14 protein-coding genes are annotated in these 15,137 nt (G+C 65.7%); 7 read left to right on the forward strand and 7 right to left on the reverse strand.

Annotated features, from left to right (window positions below):
* Positions 1-3 precede the first annotated feature (3 nt).
* The 3 genes from AC1MFL_RS20060 to AC1MFL_RS20070 form a co-directional block, all read right to left on the reverse strand.
* Positions 4-1,524, reverse strand: a complete 1,521-nt coding sequence (locus AC1MFL_RS20060; RefSeq protein WP_479812324.1) for an FAD-dependent oxidoreductase — start codon at positions 1,522-1,524, stop codon at positions 4-6.
* Positions 1,525-1,809: 285 nt separating this feature from the next.
* Complete coding sequence (locus tag AC1MFL_RS20065; RefSeq protein ID WP_479812326.1) at positions 1,810-3,189, reverse strand: FAD-binding oxidoreductase; 1,380 nt, start codon at positions 3,187-3,189, stop codon at positions 1,810-1,812.
* Positions 3,190-3,291: 102 nt separating this feature from the next.
* Entirely contained in the window at positions 3,292-4,977 is a 1,686-nt protein-coding gene (locus tag AC1MFL_RS20070) for an L-lactate permease (protein WP_479815594.1), read from the reverse strand.
* Between the two features lie 343 nt (positions 4,978-5,320).
* Here AC1MFL_RS20070 and AC1MFL_RS20075 point away from each other — a divergent pair, with 343 nt between their 5' ends.
* The 3 genes from AC1MFL_RS20075 (at position 5,321) to ligD (ending at position 9,352) form a co-directional block, all read left to right on the forward strand.
* Positions 5,321-7,507, forward strand: a complete 2,187-nt coding sequence (locus AC1MFL_RS20075) for a malate synthase G (protein ID WP_479812328.1) — start codon at positions 5,321-5,323, stop codon at positions 7,505-7,507.
* Complete coding sequence (locus tag AC1MFL_RS20080) at positions 7,504-7,932, forward strand: GlcG/HbpS family heme-binding protein (RefSeq protein ID WP_479812330.1); 429 nt, start codon at positions 7,504-7,506, stop codon at positions 7,930-7,932. The genes AC1MFL_RS20075 and AC1MFL_RS20080 overlap by 4 nt, the downstream gene beginning before the upstream one ends.
* 169 nt (positions 7,933-8,101) lie before the next feature.
* Complete coding sequence (ligD, locus tag AC1MFL_RS20085) at positions 8,102-9,352, forward strand: non-homologous end-joining DNA ligase (RefSeq protein WP_479812332.1); 1,251 nt, start codon at positions 8,102-8,104, stop codon at positions 9,350-9,352.
* Here the strand turns inward: ligD and AC1MFL_RS20090 are convergent, their stop codons facing one another.
* Positions 9,353-9,817 carry a phage tail protein gene (locus AC1MFL_RS20090; RefSeq protein WP_479812334.1) on the reverse strand — a complete coding sequence of 155 codons (465 nt, stop codon included), beginning with the start codon at positions 9,815-9,817 and terminating at the stop codon, positions 9,353-9,355.
* A gap of 139 nt (positions 9,818-9,956) precedes the next feature.
* On the opposite strand from AC1MFL_RS20090, the gene AC1MFL_RS20095 reads away from it, so the two are divergent.
* Positions 9,957-10,754 (forward strand): isocitrate lyase/PEP mutase family protein, encoded by a 798-nt coding sequence (locus AC1MFL_RS20095; RefSeq protein ID WP_479812336.1) that lies wholly within the window; start codon positions 9,957-9,959, stop codon positions 10,752-10,754.
* 138 nt (positions 10,755-10,892) lie between these two features.
* Positions 10,893-11,612, forward strand: a complete 720-nt coding sequence (locus AC1MFL_RS20100) for an alpha/beta fold hydrolase (RefSeq protein WP_479812338.1) — start codon at positions 10,893-10,895, stop codon at positions 11,610-11,612.
* Here AC1MFL_RS20100 and AC1MFL_RS20105 read toward each other — a convergent pair.
* Positions 11,542-12,612: an IS110 family RNA-guided transposase gene (locus tag AC1MFL_RS20105; RefSeq protein WP_479812340.1), complete on the reverse strand. Its 1,071-nt coding sequence runs from the start codon at positions 12,610-12,612 to the stop codon at positions 11,542-11,544. The genes AC1MFL_RS20100 and AC1MFL_RS20105 overlap by 71 nt on opposite strands.
* 312 nt (positions 12,613-12,924) lie before the next feature.
* Here AC1MFL_RS20105 and AC1MFL_RS20110 point away from each other — a divergent pair, with 312 nt between their 5' ends.
* Positions 12,925-13,065: an alpha/beta fold hydrolase gene (locus AC1MFL_RS20110; protein WP_479812342.1), complete on the forward strand. Its 141-nt coding sequence runs from the start codon at positions 12,925-12,927 to the stop codon at positions 13,063-13,065.
* A gap of 39 nt (positions 13,066-13,104) precedes the next feature.
* Here the strand turns inward: AC1MFL_RS20110 and AC1MFL_RS20115 are convergent, their stop codons facing one another.
* Positions 13,105-13,791, reverse strand: coding sequence for an SRPBCC family protein (locus AC1MFL_RS20115; RefSeq protein ID WP_479812344.1), 687 nt, complete (start codon positions 13,789-13,791; stop codon positions 13,105-13,107).
* A gap of 53 nt (positions 13,792-13,844) precedes the next feature.
* Complete coding sequence (locus AC1MFL_RS20120) at positions 13,845-14,459, reverse strand: maleylpyruvate isomerase N-terminal domain-containing protein (RefSeq protein ID WP_479812346.1); 615 nt, start codon at positions 14,457-14,459, stop codon at positions 13,845-13,847.
* A 93-nt stretch (positions 14,460-14,552) separates the two neighbouring features.
* On the opposite strand from AC1MFL_RS20120, the gene AC1MFL_RS20125 reads away from it, so the two are divergent.
* Positions 14,553-15,080, forward strand: coding sequence for a DUF427 domain-containing protein (locus AC1MFL_RS20125; RefSeq protein WP_479812348.1), 528 nt, complete (start codon positions 14,553-14,555; stop codon positions 15,078-15,080).
* Positions 15,081-15,137 lie beyond the last annotated feature (57 nt).

Consider the following 15,137-nt stretch of genomic DNA (forward strand, 5'->3'; position numbering starts at 1 on the left):
CGTTTAGGGGGTCGCGGGCCGGGAGGCGAGGTTGATACTGGCGGGACCTTGGATGACTGTGCCGTCGGTGGCAAACCGGGAGCCGTGGCAGGGGCAGTCCCAGGTCACATCCGCCGCATTGAACTCGACAATGCAGCCCAAGTGCGTGCAGATCGCCGAGACCGACCGTAATTTGCCCGCCGGATCAGCGTAGACGGCGATCTTTTCGCCTTCCGTTTCGATGACCATGCCCTCCCCCGGGGCTGGAACTACTGGAGCATCCTCGTCTTCCCGGCGGGGCGCCGCCTCCGGTATCAGCGGCGGAGCCGGGACGCTCTGGCCAGCGGGCGCCGTGGCCCCTGCCTGAGGCTCCCGGTTGCTGTCGAATACACGCGCCCACGGGTTGGGCCGGCCGCACAAGGTGTCGGCGAGGATCAGGGCCGCGGCGGTGCCGTTAGTCAGGCCCCATTTCCGCAAACCGGTGATCACATGCACGTGGGCGGAGGCCGGGGACATCAGTCCGACATACGGCAGCCCGTCAATGGGGATGCCATCCTGGGTGGACCAGCGGAATAACGGCTCGCCGGTGCCGAGGCGGTCACGGCTGAAAGCGGCCAGGCGCCGGTATCGCTCTGCCGTGTCGCCGGCGTCTTCCGCCCTGTGGCCTTCGCCTCCGGCGAGCACGTAACCGGTGCCATCGACGTCAACGGCCAGAATCGAACGCATCGGCTCATCGACACTGATGTACGCCCCCTCCAGCGGCGCGGATCCCGCCCGGCTGGCGACGAGGTAGGAGCGGTGCAGGATGTTCCGTGCAGCGAAGCTTCCCTGGTCGCCGAAAGGCACATTGGTGGCCACAATGACATCCCGCGCGCGGACCGATCCCCGCGCCGTTTCCACGACAACCGGGGAACCGTCCCGGAGCGCCAGCGCCCAAGAATCCTCAAATACAAAGCTGCCCGCGCCGTCGACCGCACGGACGAGGCCCTGCAGGTATCTCACAGCGTGGAGCTGCGCCTGATTATCAAAGCGGACGGCGCCCTTGACCGCGAAGGGCAGCGGCACGTCGGCGGTAAGGACGGAAGGAAGGCCGAGCCTGGCGGCCAAAGTGGCTTCGTTCCGGACGAGGCTCAGGGCCTCGTCGGTTTCGGCGTAGGTGAAGTTGGGTACCCGGCGGAAACCGCAGTCGATGCCCTCATCAGAGACGACGCGCGCGATGTGTTCGACGGCGGCCTGGTTCGCCTGCCCATAGCTGCGCGCAGCGTCAGGGCCGTGGCGCCCTGCAAGCTCGGTGTACACAAGGCGGTGCAGCGAGGTCACCTTGCCGGTGGTGTGTCCCGTGACACCTGTACCCACACGCGCCGCCTCAATCACCGCGACCGATTGGCCGGCCCGTTTCAGCGCCAGCGCTGCAGTCAGGCCCGCAACGCCCCCGCCGATCACTGCGGTGTCGACATCGATGTCGGTGCCGATCGAGGGATAACCCGTGCCCTCCGCAGTGGCGATCCACAGGGAAATGGCCTGACCTTGCGGATTCTCACTCATACGCGTGCCCTCCTAGGAGCACACCATACTGCTGTGAACAGCGTCTTGTCCCGCGATGCCGGCTCACCGCCACGGCGGTGGATCAGATACCTCGCTGTGGCTGATGTGGACGCAATCACCATGCGCAGCGTGGGAGACGAGGGCCTCCTGGCATCGAGATGAGCACGATAACCCAAATCGATTCCGGAGGCCCCCGCCTTTCGGTCACGCCACGCTGTTCACTGGCCCATGTCGGGTTGTGGTTCTGCGGAGCGGCTGCCCCGTGTCAGCTGCAGTTCGAAACCCCTAGATTGCCTTGCCCGGGTTGAGGATGCCGAGCGGGTCAAATACCTTTTTGATGGCGTGCTGCAGCTCGAGGGAATCGCTGCCCAGTTCGTCGCGCAGCCAGTCGCGTTTCAGGATTCCAACTCCATGTTCCCCGGTGAGTGTGCCGCCCAGGCTCCGGGCTAAATGAAACATCTGACCGAGCGCGGCTTTCGCCGGTCCGTCCGTGGCGGATTGGTCTGCGTCAAGGACGATCATCGGGTGCAGGTTGCCGTCGGCGGCGTGGGCAACGGTAAAGATCCGGACTCCAGTGCGGTGTGAAATTTCCTCGATCCCCGTGACCATCTCGGCGAGACGTCCACGCGGAACACCGACGTCACCTATGCAGACGTTGCCCAACAATTCGAGGGAAGGAATGGCCTCTCGACGCACTTTCAACAGTTCGGAGGTTCTTTCCGGGTCTGTGGCTTTTTCATAGGACAAAGCGAGGGGTGCAATGGCTTGAATCAGCACCTCCTGCTCGAGGAAGGCCCCGTACCCGTCAGTCTGAGCGAGGAGGAAAGCACCCCCGCGGCTTCGATAGTCGGTCCCCAGCGCGGCATCAACGGCCGACAGGGTTCCGCCGTCCATCAGCTCCAGCACGGAGGGCGTGATGCGTGAAGCAATGATGGCCGAGGCGGCTTGGGCGGCGGTAACGATGTCGGGGAAGAATGCTGCGACGGTTGCCGTCGCCACGGGGAGCGGCCGAAGACGCAAAGTCGCCTCAACGACGATCCCGAGGGTCCCTTCGGATCCAATCATCAGGGCATTGAGGTCGTAGCCGGTGACGCCTTTAATCGTTTCCCGGCCTGTCACGAGGAGCCGCCCGTCCGGGAGGACAACCTTCAGCGCCAGGACGGACTCGCGCGTGACGCCGTACTTGGCGCACCGCATGCCGCCGGCGTTGGTGGCAATGTTGCCACCGATGGAGCAGATGGCGGTACTGGCGGGATCCGGGGCGTAAAAAAGCCCGTGCTCGCCGGCCGCGGCGTTGACCTCTGCGTTGAGGATGCCGGGCTCAACGACGATGATCTGCTCCAACGGATCCAGACGCAGGATCCGGTTCATGCCGGACAGGTCAAGGACAATCTCGCCTGCCTTCGCAGCCGAACCGGCAGCCAGGCCGGTACCGGCACCCCTGGCGACGATGGGAACGCTCCCCGCCGTCGCGCGGACCATTGTCTCAACGACGTCGTTGATGCTGGTCGCGTACACGACGCCATCCGGCAGTGTATCGGGAGTGTACCCGGACCGGTCGGTATTGACGTTCACGCGGTCGGCCTCCGCAGTCGAACCGTGCCGGGCCGCAGCGACGAGCCTCGCCCCGGCCTCTGAATTGATCTCGCTAACTTGAATGCTCACAAGGCCTGCTCCCTTTCGGTTTCTTTGATTTTTCTTGATTTGGCATAGCACCGGACACTTGTCGGCGCCCGCCAGGCTGCCGCACGGGACGCTGTCGCTTCCCTAGGGAACCATCCAGCCCAGCACCGGGGTGGACTGCAGGACAATGAGGATGGTGATAAACGCCAGCAGTGCCAGGCTCCAGCCAATGAGCTTCCGGAACAGGACGCTCTCCGCCCCGTCCAGCCCAACAGCGGCCGAGGCCACGGCCAGGTTCTGCAGGGACAGCATCTTTCCCAACACCCCTGCTGAGGAATTGGACGCCGCCATCAGGGTTGGCGAGAGGCCCGTCTGCTGGGCGGCGGTGACCTGCAGCTGCCCGAACAGTGAGTTGGACGAGGTGTCCGAGCCGGTGAGCGCAACGCCGATCCATCCCAGCAGCGGGGAGATGAAGGCGAAGAAGCCCCCGGCGGACGCCAGGGCGATTCCCAGCGAGTTGGTCTGCCCCGAGACGTTCATGACAAACGCCAGAGCCAGGACCGAGGTGACGGTCACGATTGTCCACCGCAGCTGGAAAATCGTGTCGCGGTAGATGCGGATACCCCGGAGGGGTGCCAGCTTGTACAGCGCCATGGTGATCATTCCCGAGACCAGCAGCATCGTCCCCGTGGCCTTGAGATGGTCAAGTTTGAACTTGTGAGCGGAGACCGGGTGCCCCTCAGGGTCCACGGCGTCCAACCCGGGCCATTCGAACGTGACTGACCCGACGGACGTGAGCCAAGTTTTTACAGCCGGGATTTGGGCGATGGAGAACACGGCCATAATGATCAGATACGGGGCAACAGCCATCCACACCTCGGCGTTGGGCGGCCTGACCGCGGCGCCACCGGTCTTTTCGGGCGTGCTGGCCTGTGCGGCCGCACCCCCTCGGCTCACGCCCCCCAGACCGGAGGACGTTCCATAGCCGGTGCGGGACTGCGTACCAGCGCTGACAAGCGGGACGTCGGCAGCGTCGCTGCCCGCGACGTCGTTCATTCCGATAATCTCGGCCGGCTGCCAGAACCTCAGCATGAGCAGGACCGCCGCAACGGTCAAAATTGCAGCCACGACGTCGGTGAGTTCAACCACGAAGAAGTTCGAGGCAAGGAATTGCGCCAGGCCGAAGACAATGCCTGATACCAGGGCCACCGGCCAGGTTTGCCGGAGGCCCCGCTTGCCATCAACGATGAAGACAAGGATGAGCGGGACGAGGACCGCGACGAACGGTGTCTGGCGGCCCGCCATGGAACTCAGGTCATGAAGCGGGATACCGGTAACCCCGTTGAGGGCAATGATCGGAGCGGCCATCGCTCCAAAAGCCACGGGGGCGGTATTGGCCAGCAGTGCAACGATGGCTGACTTCAATGGTTTCATGCCGGCAGCCATGAGCATCGCGGCCGAAATCGCAACCGGCGCGCCGAAGCCAGCCAGCGCCTCAAGCAGCGCACCGAAACAGAAGGCGACCAGGATCGCCAGAATGCGCAGGTCATTGGAAATGGAGCGGATGGTCCGGCCCAAAACCTCGAACCACGGCGTATCCACCGTCAGCTTGTAAACCCACAATGCGTTGACGAGGATCCACAGGATCGGAAATAGGGCATAGAAAGCGCCTTGGGCGCCTGCGCTGAGCACCTGGCCGAACGGCATACGCCAGCCCACGATGGCAAGCACGATGGATAGCAACAGGCTCGCGATGGCCGCCTTGGGCGCCCTAACCCGAAAAACCCCCAGAAGAACAAAAAGCAACAGCAGCGGAAGTGCAGCCACCATGGCTGAGATGGCGAGGGAACCCGCTATCGGATCGATGATTTGCTGAAAAGGCTCAAACCTTGGACTCACAAAAACTCCTTTGTTTTCTCCGAGCAAACGTTTGGGCTCTGCCACAGCCCCGGGCAGGAATCCACTCAGCATCTTGAATTCCGCATTGTGAAAGAAATCTTTCAGTTGATCGAGAGTACGTGCGATTCAAATCACAGTCAACAGCTGATCACCGGCGCGGCGCTGGATTCTGCCTCGCCGGGTCAGCGGCGTTGACAGGCGGGCCCGCGCTGGCTAGGTTCTATATATTGGTAGTTTATTTCCACATTACGAGAACTGTAGAAAGATGGTCGGTATGCCAAATCACTTGGAGACCAACGGGCTCAGCGTCGCCGAAGACCTCTACGCCTTCGTCCGGGACGAAGCGCTGCCTGGGACCGGGATTGAGATGGAGGCATTCTGGGCTGGCGCCGCCGGGCTCATCGCGGAGTTCTCGCCGCGGGTGCGGGAGCTGCTGGACACCCGTGACCGGTTGCAGCAGCAGATCGACGAGTACCACCGTTCACATGGCGCGACGCCCGTGGATCCGGAGGACTACGAGAACTTCCTCCGCTCGATCGGCTACCTGGTCGAGGAGCCCGGCGCCTTCACCATCACGACCGACCGGGTTGACCCCGAGATCGCCACGGTGTCCGGTCCCCAATTGGTGGTCCCGCTGCTGAATGCACGGTTCGCCGCCAACGCGGCCAACGCCCGCTGGGGGTCGCTGTACGATGCGCTGTACGGCACCGACGTCATCGACGACGCGGAGGGGCGCGAGCACACGGGCGGTTACAACCCCGTCCGCGGTGCCGCCGTCGTCGCACACGGGCGGCAGTTCCTGGATGAGTACACCAGCCTGGCGGGCGGATCTCACGCCGATGTCACCGCCTACCGGATTGCAGACGGCGCCCTCGTCGCCGAGACGCCCGACGGTCCAAGGGGGCTGGCGGATCCGCTGCAGCTCGCGGGCTACCGGGGGGCAGCCGATGAGCCCGAGGCCGTGCTGCTCGTGCACCACGGACTGCACGTGGAAATCCAGATCGACCGCGGCCACTCCATTGGGTCGGGCGACCCGGCCGGCGTGAAGGACATCGTGCTGGAGTCCGCGACCACGACCATCATGGACCTCGAGGACTCCGTGGCTGCGGTCGACGCCGAGGACAAGGTGGCGGGCTACCGCAACTGGCTGCAGCTGATGCAGGGTACGCTGACGGCCGAGGTCGCCAAGGGCGGACGGACCCAGACCCGGCGGCTCAACCCCGACCGCGTCTACACAGCACCGGACGGCTCCGAACTGACCCTGCCGGGCCGCTCCCTGCTGCTCATCCGTCAGGTGGGCCACCTGATGACCAGCGACGCCGTGCTCGACGCGGCCGGAGCACCGGTGCCCGAGGAGATCCTCGACGCCCTGTTCACCGGCCTCGGCTCCGTGCACGACCTGCGCGGGCCGCACGCCGGCCACAACTCCCGGGCCGGGTCGATGTACATCGTGAAGCCGAAGATGCACGGACCGGCTGAGGTCGCCGTGGCCTGTGGTCTGCTGGCCGGCACCGAGGCAGTGCTGGGCCTCGAACCGCTCACCCTGAAGATCGGCATCATGGACGAAGAGCGGCGCACATCGGCCAACCTGAAGGCGTGCATCTGGGAAGTACGGGACCGGGTCGCGTTTATCAATACCGGATTCCTGGACCGCACCGGCGACGAGATCCACACCTCAATGCTCGCCGGCCCCATGGTACGCAAGGCCGACATGCGTGACTCCAGCTGGATCAAGGCCTATGAGGACGCCAACGTCGACATCGGGCTGGAGTGCGGTTTCAGCGGTCGGGCCCAGATCGGCAAGGGCATGTGGGCGGCTCCGGACAACTTGGCGGACATGCTCGCACAGAAGGTCGCGCACCCGCTCGCCGGCGCCGACTGCGCCTGGGTCCCCTCGCCGACCGCCGCGACCCTGCACGCCATCCACTACCACCAAGTCGATGTGGACGCCAGGCAGGCCGAACTCGCCGGGAAGCGCCGCTCGACCCTGCGGCAACTGCTCACCATCCCCCTCGGTGACCCCGCGGAGTGGTCAGCCGATGCCCGGCGCAACGAACTGGACAACAACATCCAGAGCACGCTGGGATACGTAGTCCGCTGGGTGAACGACGGAGTCGGCTGCTCCAAGGTCCCCGACATCCACGGCACCGCACTGATGGAAGACCGCGCCACCTGCCGCATCAGCTCACAGCACGTCTCCAACTGGCTCCTGCACGGCATCGTCACCAGGGAAGAGGTGGAAGCGTCACTGCGGCGAATGGCCGCGGTCGTCGACGAACAGAACTCTTCGGACCCTGGCTACACGCCCATGTCCCCGGATTTCGATGCGGAGGCATTCCTCGCGGCCCGCGAACTCGTTCTCGACGGCGCCGCCCAACCGTCGGGCTACACCGAGCCTGTCCTGCACCGGCGCCGTGCGGCGCACAAGCACAACGACGATCTGGCGAGGAACGCATCATGAGCATCACATTGGAAACTGCAAACTCCATCATCGCCGACGCCCTCACGGCGGCCCGGCAGCACGGCTTCAAACCGCTGACCGTCGTCGTGCTCGACGCGGGCGGCCACGTCATCGCCGCCGCGCGCCAGGATGGCGCCTCGAATAATCGCTTTGAGATCGCACAGGGCAAGGCGTACGGGGCGTTGGCTCTGGGGATGGGCTCGCGTGCCATCATGGAGCGCGCCGAGCAGCAGGCTTACTTCATTGCGGCGGCGACCGCCACTCTGGGTGGCCGGCTCATCCCGGTGCCCGGTGGCGTATTGGTACGCGATAACGACGGCACGATCCAGGGTGCCGTCGGCATCAGCGGCGACAGCTCTGACAATGACGAGACCGCGGCCTCGACCGCGATCGAGGCCGCCGGTCTGACGGCACAGGTCGACTGACGAGGTGACAGCTGAGGCCCATGCCCGGACGGGGTGTGGGCCTCAGCTGCGGCGGCGATCAGGTCCGCATGCGGCGGCTCAAGTGCCACGCCCGGGCACTTGCCGGGACAAGTCCACCTGCCGCGCCGCTGGTCTGGCCGGGACATCCGATCATTGCTAGCGTGGCGGCATGACCCCGTCCAAGACCCCGGCCGAGATCCTCAACATTGCCGGCACCGAGGTTCGCATCTCGAGTCCGGACAAGGTGGTGTTCCCCGAGCCCGGGCTGACGAAGCTCGATTTGGTTCGCTACTACCTCGCCGTCGCTGATGGCGCGCTGCGGGGCGCCGGCGGACGGCCCATGGTGCTCAGGCGCTTCCCGAAGGGGATCGGCGCTGAGCCGTTCTTCCAGAAGCGCGTGCCTGACAACCACCCCGATTTCATCGGCACGGTGACGCTGCACTACGCGTCGGGGACCTCAGCCGAAGAGGCCGTCATCCGGGATGCTGCTGGCCTGGCGTGGGTCGTGAATCTTGGATGCCTGGACCTTAACCCGCACCCCGTGCGGGCCGAGGACCTCGAGCACCCCGACGAGCTCCGGGTCGACCTCGACCCGATGCCGGGCGTCGGCTGGCCGCAGATCGTCGACGTCGCCTATGTCGCGCGGGAGGTGCTCGACGACGTCGGACTGGTGGGGTGGCCGAAGACGAGCGGTTCGCGGGGACTCCACATCCTGGTCCGCCTTGCGCCCCGGTGGTCGTACCGCGACGTGCGGCTCGCCGCCGAGACTCTCGCCCGCGAGGTCGAGAACCGCGCCCCGGGGCTCGCCACCGCCCGGTGGTGGAAAGAGGAGCGCGGCGAGAGTGTGTTCGTCGACTTCAACCAGAACGCCAAGGACCGCACCGTCGCATCGGCGTACTCGATCCGGCCCCTGCCCGACGCCCGGGTCTCGACTCCGCTCACCTGGGCCGAGGTTGCCTCCACCCGGCCGGAACAATTCACGGTGCCCACGGTGCTGCAGCGCTTCGCAGCCGCGGGTGACCCCCACGCCGGCATCGACGACGCGGTCGGGACTCTCGACGGGCTCCTCGCCCTGGCTGCAGAGCTCGGCCCCGCCGAAAAGCCGCCGCGCGGCAGCGACGGCTCGGGCCGCCGGCAGTCGGCGATGCCGCTGATTGAGGTGGCACGGACCAAAACCAAGCCCGAGGCACTCGCGGCGCTCGAGGAATGGAAGACCCGGCACGCGGACCTCGTCCCGGCGCTGCATCCCGCCGACATCCTCGTCGACGGGATGCGCGGATCGAGTTCGCTCTGGTACCGGGTGCGGGTGAACCTGCAGCACGTACCCGAGAATGAGCGGCCGCCGCAGGAGACGCTCATCGCCGACTACGACCCGTGGGCCGGCAAACAGTGGCCGGGGCGCCCGGGGCCTGACACCTGATCAGTACTCGCCCTTGATCACGAAATAGGATCCTCGGATAACCCCTGCCAGTTTCGACTTCTGCCGGGCGAACTTGAAGCGTGATGCCAGTTCTTCCGGAATCCCCATGCCCTCAGCCAGTTTGAATCCCACGGCTCGCTTCCCGCCATCCTCGATGCTGTACATGATGTTGATCGACAGCCCCGACTCGTAGAAGACGTAGTCCATCCGCAAACCGTCCACTTCGAAGGCGGTCGCTTCGAGGGGGCGGGACCCGATGACGATGTCACGCTCTTCCCTGAGGACGCGGCTCACCCGGCCGACCACCTCCGGAACCTCGCTTGCAGGGCTCACGGTCAAAACGTGGTCGTACTTGTTGCGGTAGTAGCGCCCCTCATTGGCGCGCAACCCAGCGAGCGCCTCGGCGACCGGAGACGATTCCAGACCGACAGTAGAAACGCTTTCGAAGTCAACAACGTACGGCATGGCGCCTCCCGATTAGACGTGTAAGACCAACGATAACGTGGCCCCGACGACCGGAAAAATGTATCCCTTGCACCGCCCAGCCGAGTTTGTAGACTGAGCATGCATTCACCCACGCGGTAGGCAGAGGATGGCATTGAAAATGGCGACCTTCTTGGAACTCCACCACACTGCTACGCCACTCCTGCTGCCCAATGCCTGGGATATCGGTTCGGCCTTGGCATTTGCCACAGCTGGATTCCCGGCCGTCGGCACCACCAGCTTTGGCATTGCGGCAAGTGCCGGCCTGCCCGACGGGGGCCGGTCCAGCAAAGCGGCAACCGCCGCACTGGTGGCGCAGATGTGCCGCCTGCCTGTCCACGTCACGGCGGACATCGAAGACGGCTACTCCGAGGACCCCGCCGAGGTTGCGGAACTTGTGGCCCAACTGGCTGCGCTGGGCGTGGCCGGGGTCAACCTGGAGGACAGCACGGCCGGGCACCTGGTCGATCCGGCAGCCTTGGCCGACAAAGTCGCCGCCGTCAAGCGACGCAGCCCGGCCATGTTCATCAACGCCCGGGTGGACAACATATGGTTCGGTGAACAGGCCACTGTGGATGCCGTCCTGCTCCGTGCCTCGGCCTACGCCAATGCCGGCGCGGACGGCATCTTTGTCCCCGGGCTTGTGGTCCCGGAGGACATCCGGATCATCACCGCCGGCATCGGGCTGCCGGTCAACGTGCTGGCACATCCCTCGCTGACGGTTGCAGAGTTGGGTGAGCTTGGGGTCCGGCGTGTGAGTTCCGGCTCCCTGCCGTACCGCGCAGCAGTCGACGCGGCGGTGAACGTGGTCAACGCCTTACGTGACGGCAAGCCGTTGCCGCCCGCCACTCCGTACTGGGAGATGCAAACGCGTCTCGTGTCATTCCGCCAGCGCCCGACAGAGGGCGTCGGAGACTGAAGCTGAAGCGAGACGCGCCAGACAACCCTGAAAAACAGCGACGGGGCGTCGGCAGGATTCCGGGCCGGCGGGCAGCACCGGGAGGCGACTTACTTTGGGGTGGTGTTGCCCTCACGAACCGATCAATACGATGTTGACATGGAGCGACGGATCAACGACGTTTTGATTCATTACGTCGAGCACGGTCGGGGCGTGCCCCTTATTGCGCTTCACGGCGCCGGTGTTGATCACCGCGAGATTGAGGCGGCAATCGAGGCCGTCGTCCCCGGCTCGGGATACCGGCGGATCTATCCGGATCTGCCGGGAATGGGGCGCTCCACGAGCGGCCATCTGGGTTGCAACAACGATGTGGTCGCGCTCATCGCCAGCTTCATTGATCGTCTGGAGGCCGGACCGGTGATGCTGCTTGGGCATTCCTACGGCGCCTATCTTGCGCGCGGGGTGGCCGCACAGCGGCCGGACATCGTGGGCGCGCTGGCCCTGCTGTGCCCTGTCGCCGAGCGCTCACAAAATGTGCCCGCCCATGAGGTGGTCTGTCAGGACGCAAGCGCGTACGACGAACTCGAACCTGGGCAACGGCACGGTTTCGATGAATACTTCGTCGTGCGCACACCGGCCACCGCACGCCGCTACCGCAGCCATGTCCTTCCGGGCACGACGCTCGTCGACGCGACCGGGCTGGGCCGGATCTTCGCCGGATGGGCGGTCGAGGTCGGATCGGGCACCTTCCCGGCAAAGACTCTGATCGCCGCCGGACGACAGGATTCGAGCGACTCTTCTATATCTGTCAAGGCGTTGTGGATTGAGCGTGGAGGGTGTTCAGGGTCCGGTAGAGATGGCGGGCGAGATAGCGTTTGAGGCAGCGACGGATCTCGCGTCGGGTCTTGCCTTCGGCGGTGCGGCGTTCAACGTACGCGCGGGTTCCGGGGTCGTGGGTCATTCTGACGATGGTGGCCTGGTGGAGTGCCCGGTTGAGGCGTCGGTCGCCGCCACGGTTGAGCCTGTGCCGGGTCGTGTTCCCGCTCGATGCCGGTATGGGGTTCACCCCGGCCAGAGCGGCGAAGGCTGCCTCGGAGCGGACCCTGCCGGGATGGGACCATGCGGTGAGCACAACTGCAGCGATAACCGGGCCGATCCCGGTCTCGTCCAGGAGGGGCGCTGCCTCGCTGGCCTGGATAAGCTCGGCTGTCCGGCTCTGGTTGTCTTCGAGCTCCGTAGTGAGGGCGAGGACCCTCTTGGCGAGACGGACGGCCTCGGCCCGAGCGGTCGCGGGGGCGAGGCTCTCGCTGCGTGCGCGCCACCGGGCGATCTCGTCGATCTGGGCGGCGTTGAGGGGCTTGCGGGCGTCGATACCGAGGTCCACCGTCCGCACGAGCGCGAGCAGGGCGTTCACGTTCGCGGTCCGCTCGACCGTCATCTGGTCCCGGGCCGCCACCAACACGCGCAAGGCCGCGCGTGTCCCATCGTCCTGACGCGGGTGACGCAGCGCTGTGACATCGGTCGACAGGGCAGCGGTGGCGATCGCCTGGGCGTCCAGCGGGTCCGACTTGCCCAGCCCGCGGCGGGACCGCGTGTTCGTTCGCGGAGCTTCGACCGTCGGATAGCCTGCCTCCGCAGTCATGCGGGCCAGCTTGGCGCCATAGGTGCCGATGCCCTCGATCGCCCACAGCGTGGAGAGGTCCCCGACGGTGCGGCGGCCCGCCCAGTCGATCGCCCGCTTCATGCCGGCGGCAGTGGCTGGGAACTGCTCGCAGGCGAGCTGCTCGCCCGTCGACGCGGACACGACGGCGAGGGTGTGGGTGCGGGCGTGGGTATCCACGCCAATGACGAATGGGTGTGCGTGCGCGACGATGGTCAAGGTGATCGGATTCCTTCCATGAGGGGCAACAGTCCGGTCGCAAAGCGGCCGACGTCGGACTGGGAAGAGATCACTCCAAGGCAGTACTGTGACGGGCCACAACCCAAGGGTTGGGCAATCCTCTGATCAAGCCATTGAGGTGGGCCAGGTCGGCGTCGGCCGCCCACCCCGGTACGGGCAAGTCGCTAGGAAGGCACGCGAAGCGCGGCCAGTCGGATATCGAGCCACCACCGGGACAGGCAACCAACACCAACCCTGCCAGCCAGTCCCAGACCAGCCACATCAAGACTCACAGTTGGATATACCGATGCAATGGACTTACTCCAGTACTATCCGCACGCCACCCTGGCGGTAGTCGACGGCGCCGGCCACGCCCTCATCCACGAGCGGCCCGAGCTCCTCGCCGCATTGCTCGGTGATTGGCTTGACCGGGCTCGCCCTATCGACAAGTGAACACCTGCGCCCCGGGGCTCGGGCAGGCATACGGAAAGCCTACAAATGGTTGCCCTCTGCGCGGCTCCTGATCCCTTGGAGCATCCGCCGGGACATGACAAAGCTGGCCACCTCCACCGCCTCGACCAGGCACCGGGCCCACCACTGCCGGCAGGCATAGCGCTCCCGCACCAGAAGCCGCGTGGTGCCTGCGGACTGTGACTGCAGAACAAATGCCCAGGAAAAACCGAACGGCCCGGGCGGGGAACCGGGGGGAATGCGCAGCACGAGGGCGTTTCCCCGGTCCACCAGGCCGACTTCAAGGTCTGCGGAAGCAGCCGGGGCCAGGTGAAAACGGTCCCCTGCCTTGATGTCCTGCCACTCCGGATGGATACGGTCAGCACTGTGGATGTCCAGGCCGGCAAGGTTTTCAAGGAAGTCGTAGCTGTAGAGTCCGCCGCGTCCCTGACCCATCTGCGCCAACCAGGGCCACACTGCATCTGCCGGAGCATCGATAGTGATCGCCCGCGTTGACTGCAGATCGGCAAAGGACAGGAAATCGTCGCCCGGAAGTACGCCGTCGGCTTCGGCGGCGGTGGCACCCCAGCGCAACTGGAAGCGCCGGAACAGGACGCCCAATGCCACCAGCCCAGTGAACACTACGGCGGGCTTGGGAGGCTGTCTCATGTTTCGTGACTTCGTCATCGGGCAATCCTCCAGACCGCCGAGTCCGCTGTCACGGGCCATAAGCCCCAGGGCCAGACCACTCCGGGATGCACTTCCGCGGCCGCCGCTCCGCGTCAAAGCACCGAGAAGCCCGTCGGAAGACCCGGCCGGCCGGTGGCGGCGAGCAGGAGAGACCCGGCAAGACCTCCGGCTACAGCGAGGTCGGCGACTATTTCGAGAGCCTGCACGGCAGAAGTATCTGGGACGTCAGCCGGCAATCCGAGCGCTTTGGCGAGGTCCGCGGTGTGGACGGCCAACTCGAACGTGCGGGTGGGCAGGTAGTCCCGAAGCCGCATGCCGCCCACGACCGTCGTCACCAACTCGGTGCCGTCGTGGGCATCGACGAGCGGAATCACGCGTGCGGCGATCTCCGCTACGACGCCCGCGGGTTCGGCACCCAAAGCGTTTCCCGCGTCGCGTCCGCGCGCCGCGACAGCAGGGCTGGCGGCGGTGGCCCTCGTCGCGCGGAAGTATTCCGCGGCGGAAGCGACCTCGACGGCCGCGGCAGGACGGGCGAGGTAGGTCTCGACTGTCAGAAGGGAACGGCTGGTGTGGCCGACGAGGGTGCGAACGTCCCACTCGCCCAGGCCCGGCTTGTCCCACCGGCCTCCGACGAGGGCGGAGGTGTGCACAAACCATTCCGCAGCGTCGGCGAACGCCCGTCGCGATTCGTCCCATTGAAAGGCCATGCGCCCAAGTCTAGGTCTGCCCACCACATGCGCCGACCGAGACCGCCCCCGGGTTCACTGCGGCAAGCCAGCGGAAGATGGCAACATGGTGCCATGACTCCTGCTCAAGGTTTTTCCGGCTTCTCCCGGCGTCCCCAGCCCGTCAAACCCAAGGCCGGTCAAGAGTCGGTATGGGACTACCCGCGGCCGCCAAGGGTCGAGCCGCGATCCGAACGGGTTGTCGTGTGGCTTGGCGGGCAGGTGATTGCCGACACCACCGATGCAGTGCGCGTCCTGGAGACGAGTCATCCGCCTGTCTACTACCTGCCGTTGGACTCATTCCCTGCCGGGGTACTCGTCCCGGCCGAGGGCACCAGCTTCTGCGAGTTCAAGGGAGAAGCGCACTACTTCGACGTCGTTGCCGGCGGAGTCGTTGTTCCCCGTGCCGGGTGGACCTACCCGGAACCCGTCCCGGGCTTCGAGGCGCTCAGCACCCGGGTGGCCCTCTACCCGGCCCACATGGACTCCTGCGAAGTCAATGGCGAGCGGGTGACCTCCCAGGATGGTGACTTCTACGGCGGTTGGATCACCTCGCAGATCGTTGGTCCGTTCAAGGGCGGCCCGGGCACGTCCGGGTGGTGAGCACACCGATACCCCGCCGGTAAGACTTACCGGGCTGCTCGACAAATGCCTGTGTGG

Source organism: Arthrobacter sp. BG3 (genome assembly GCF_056680185.1).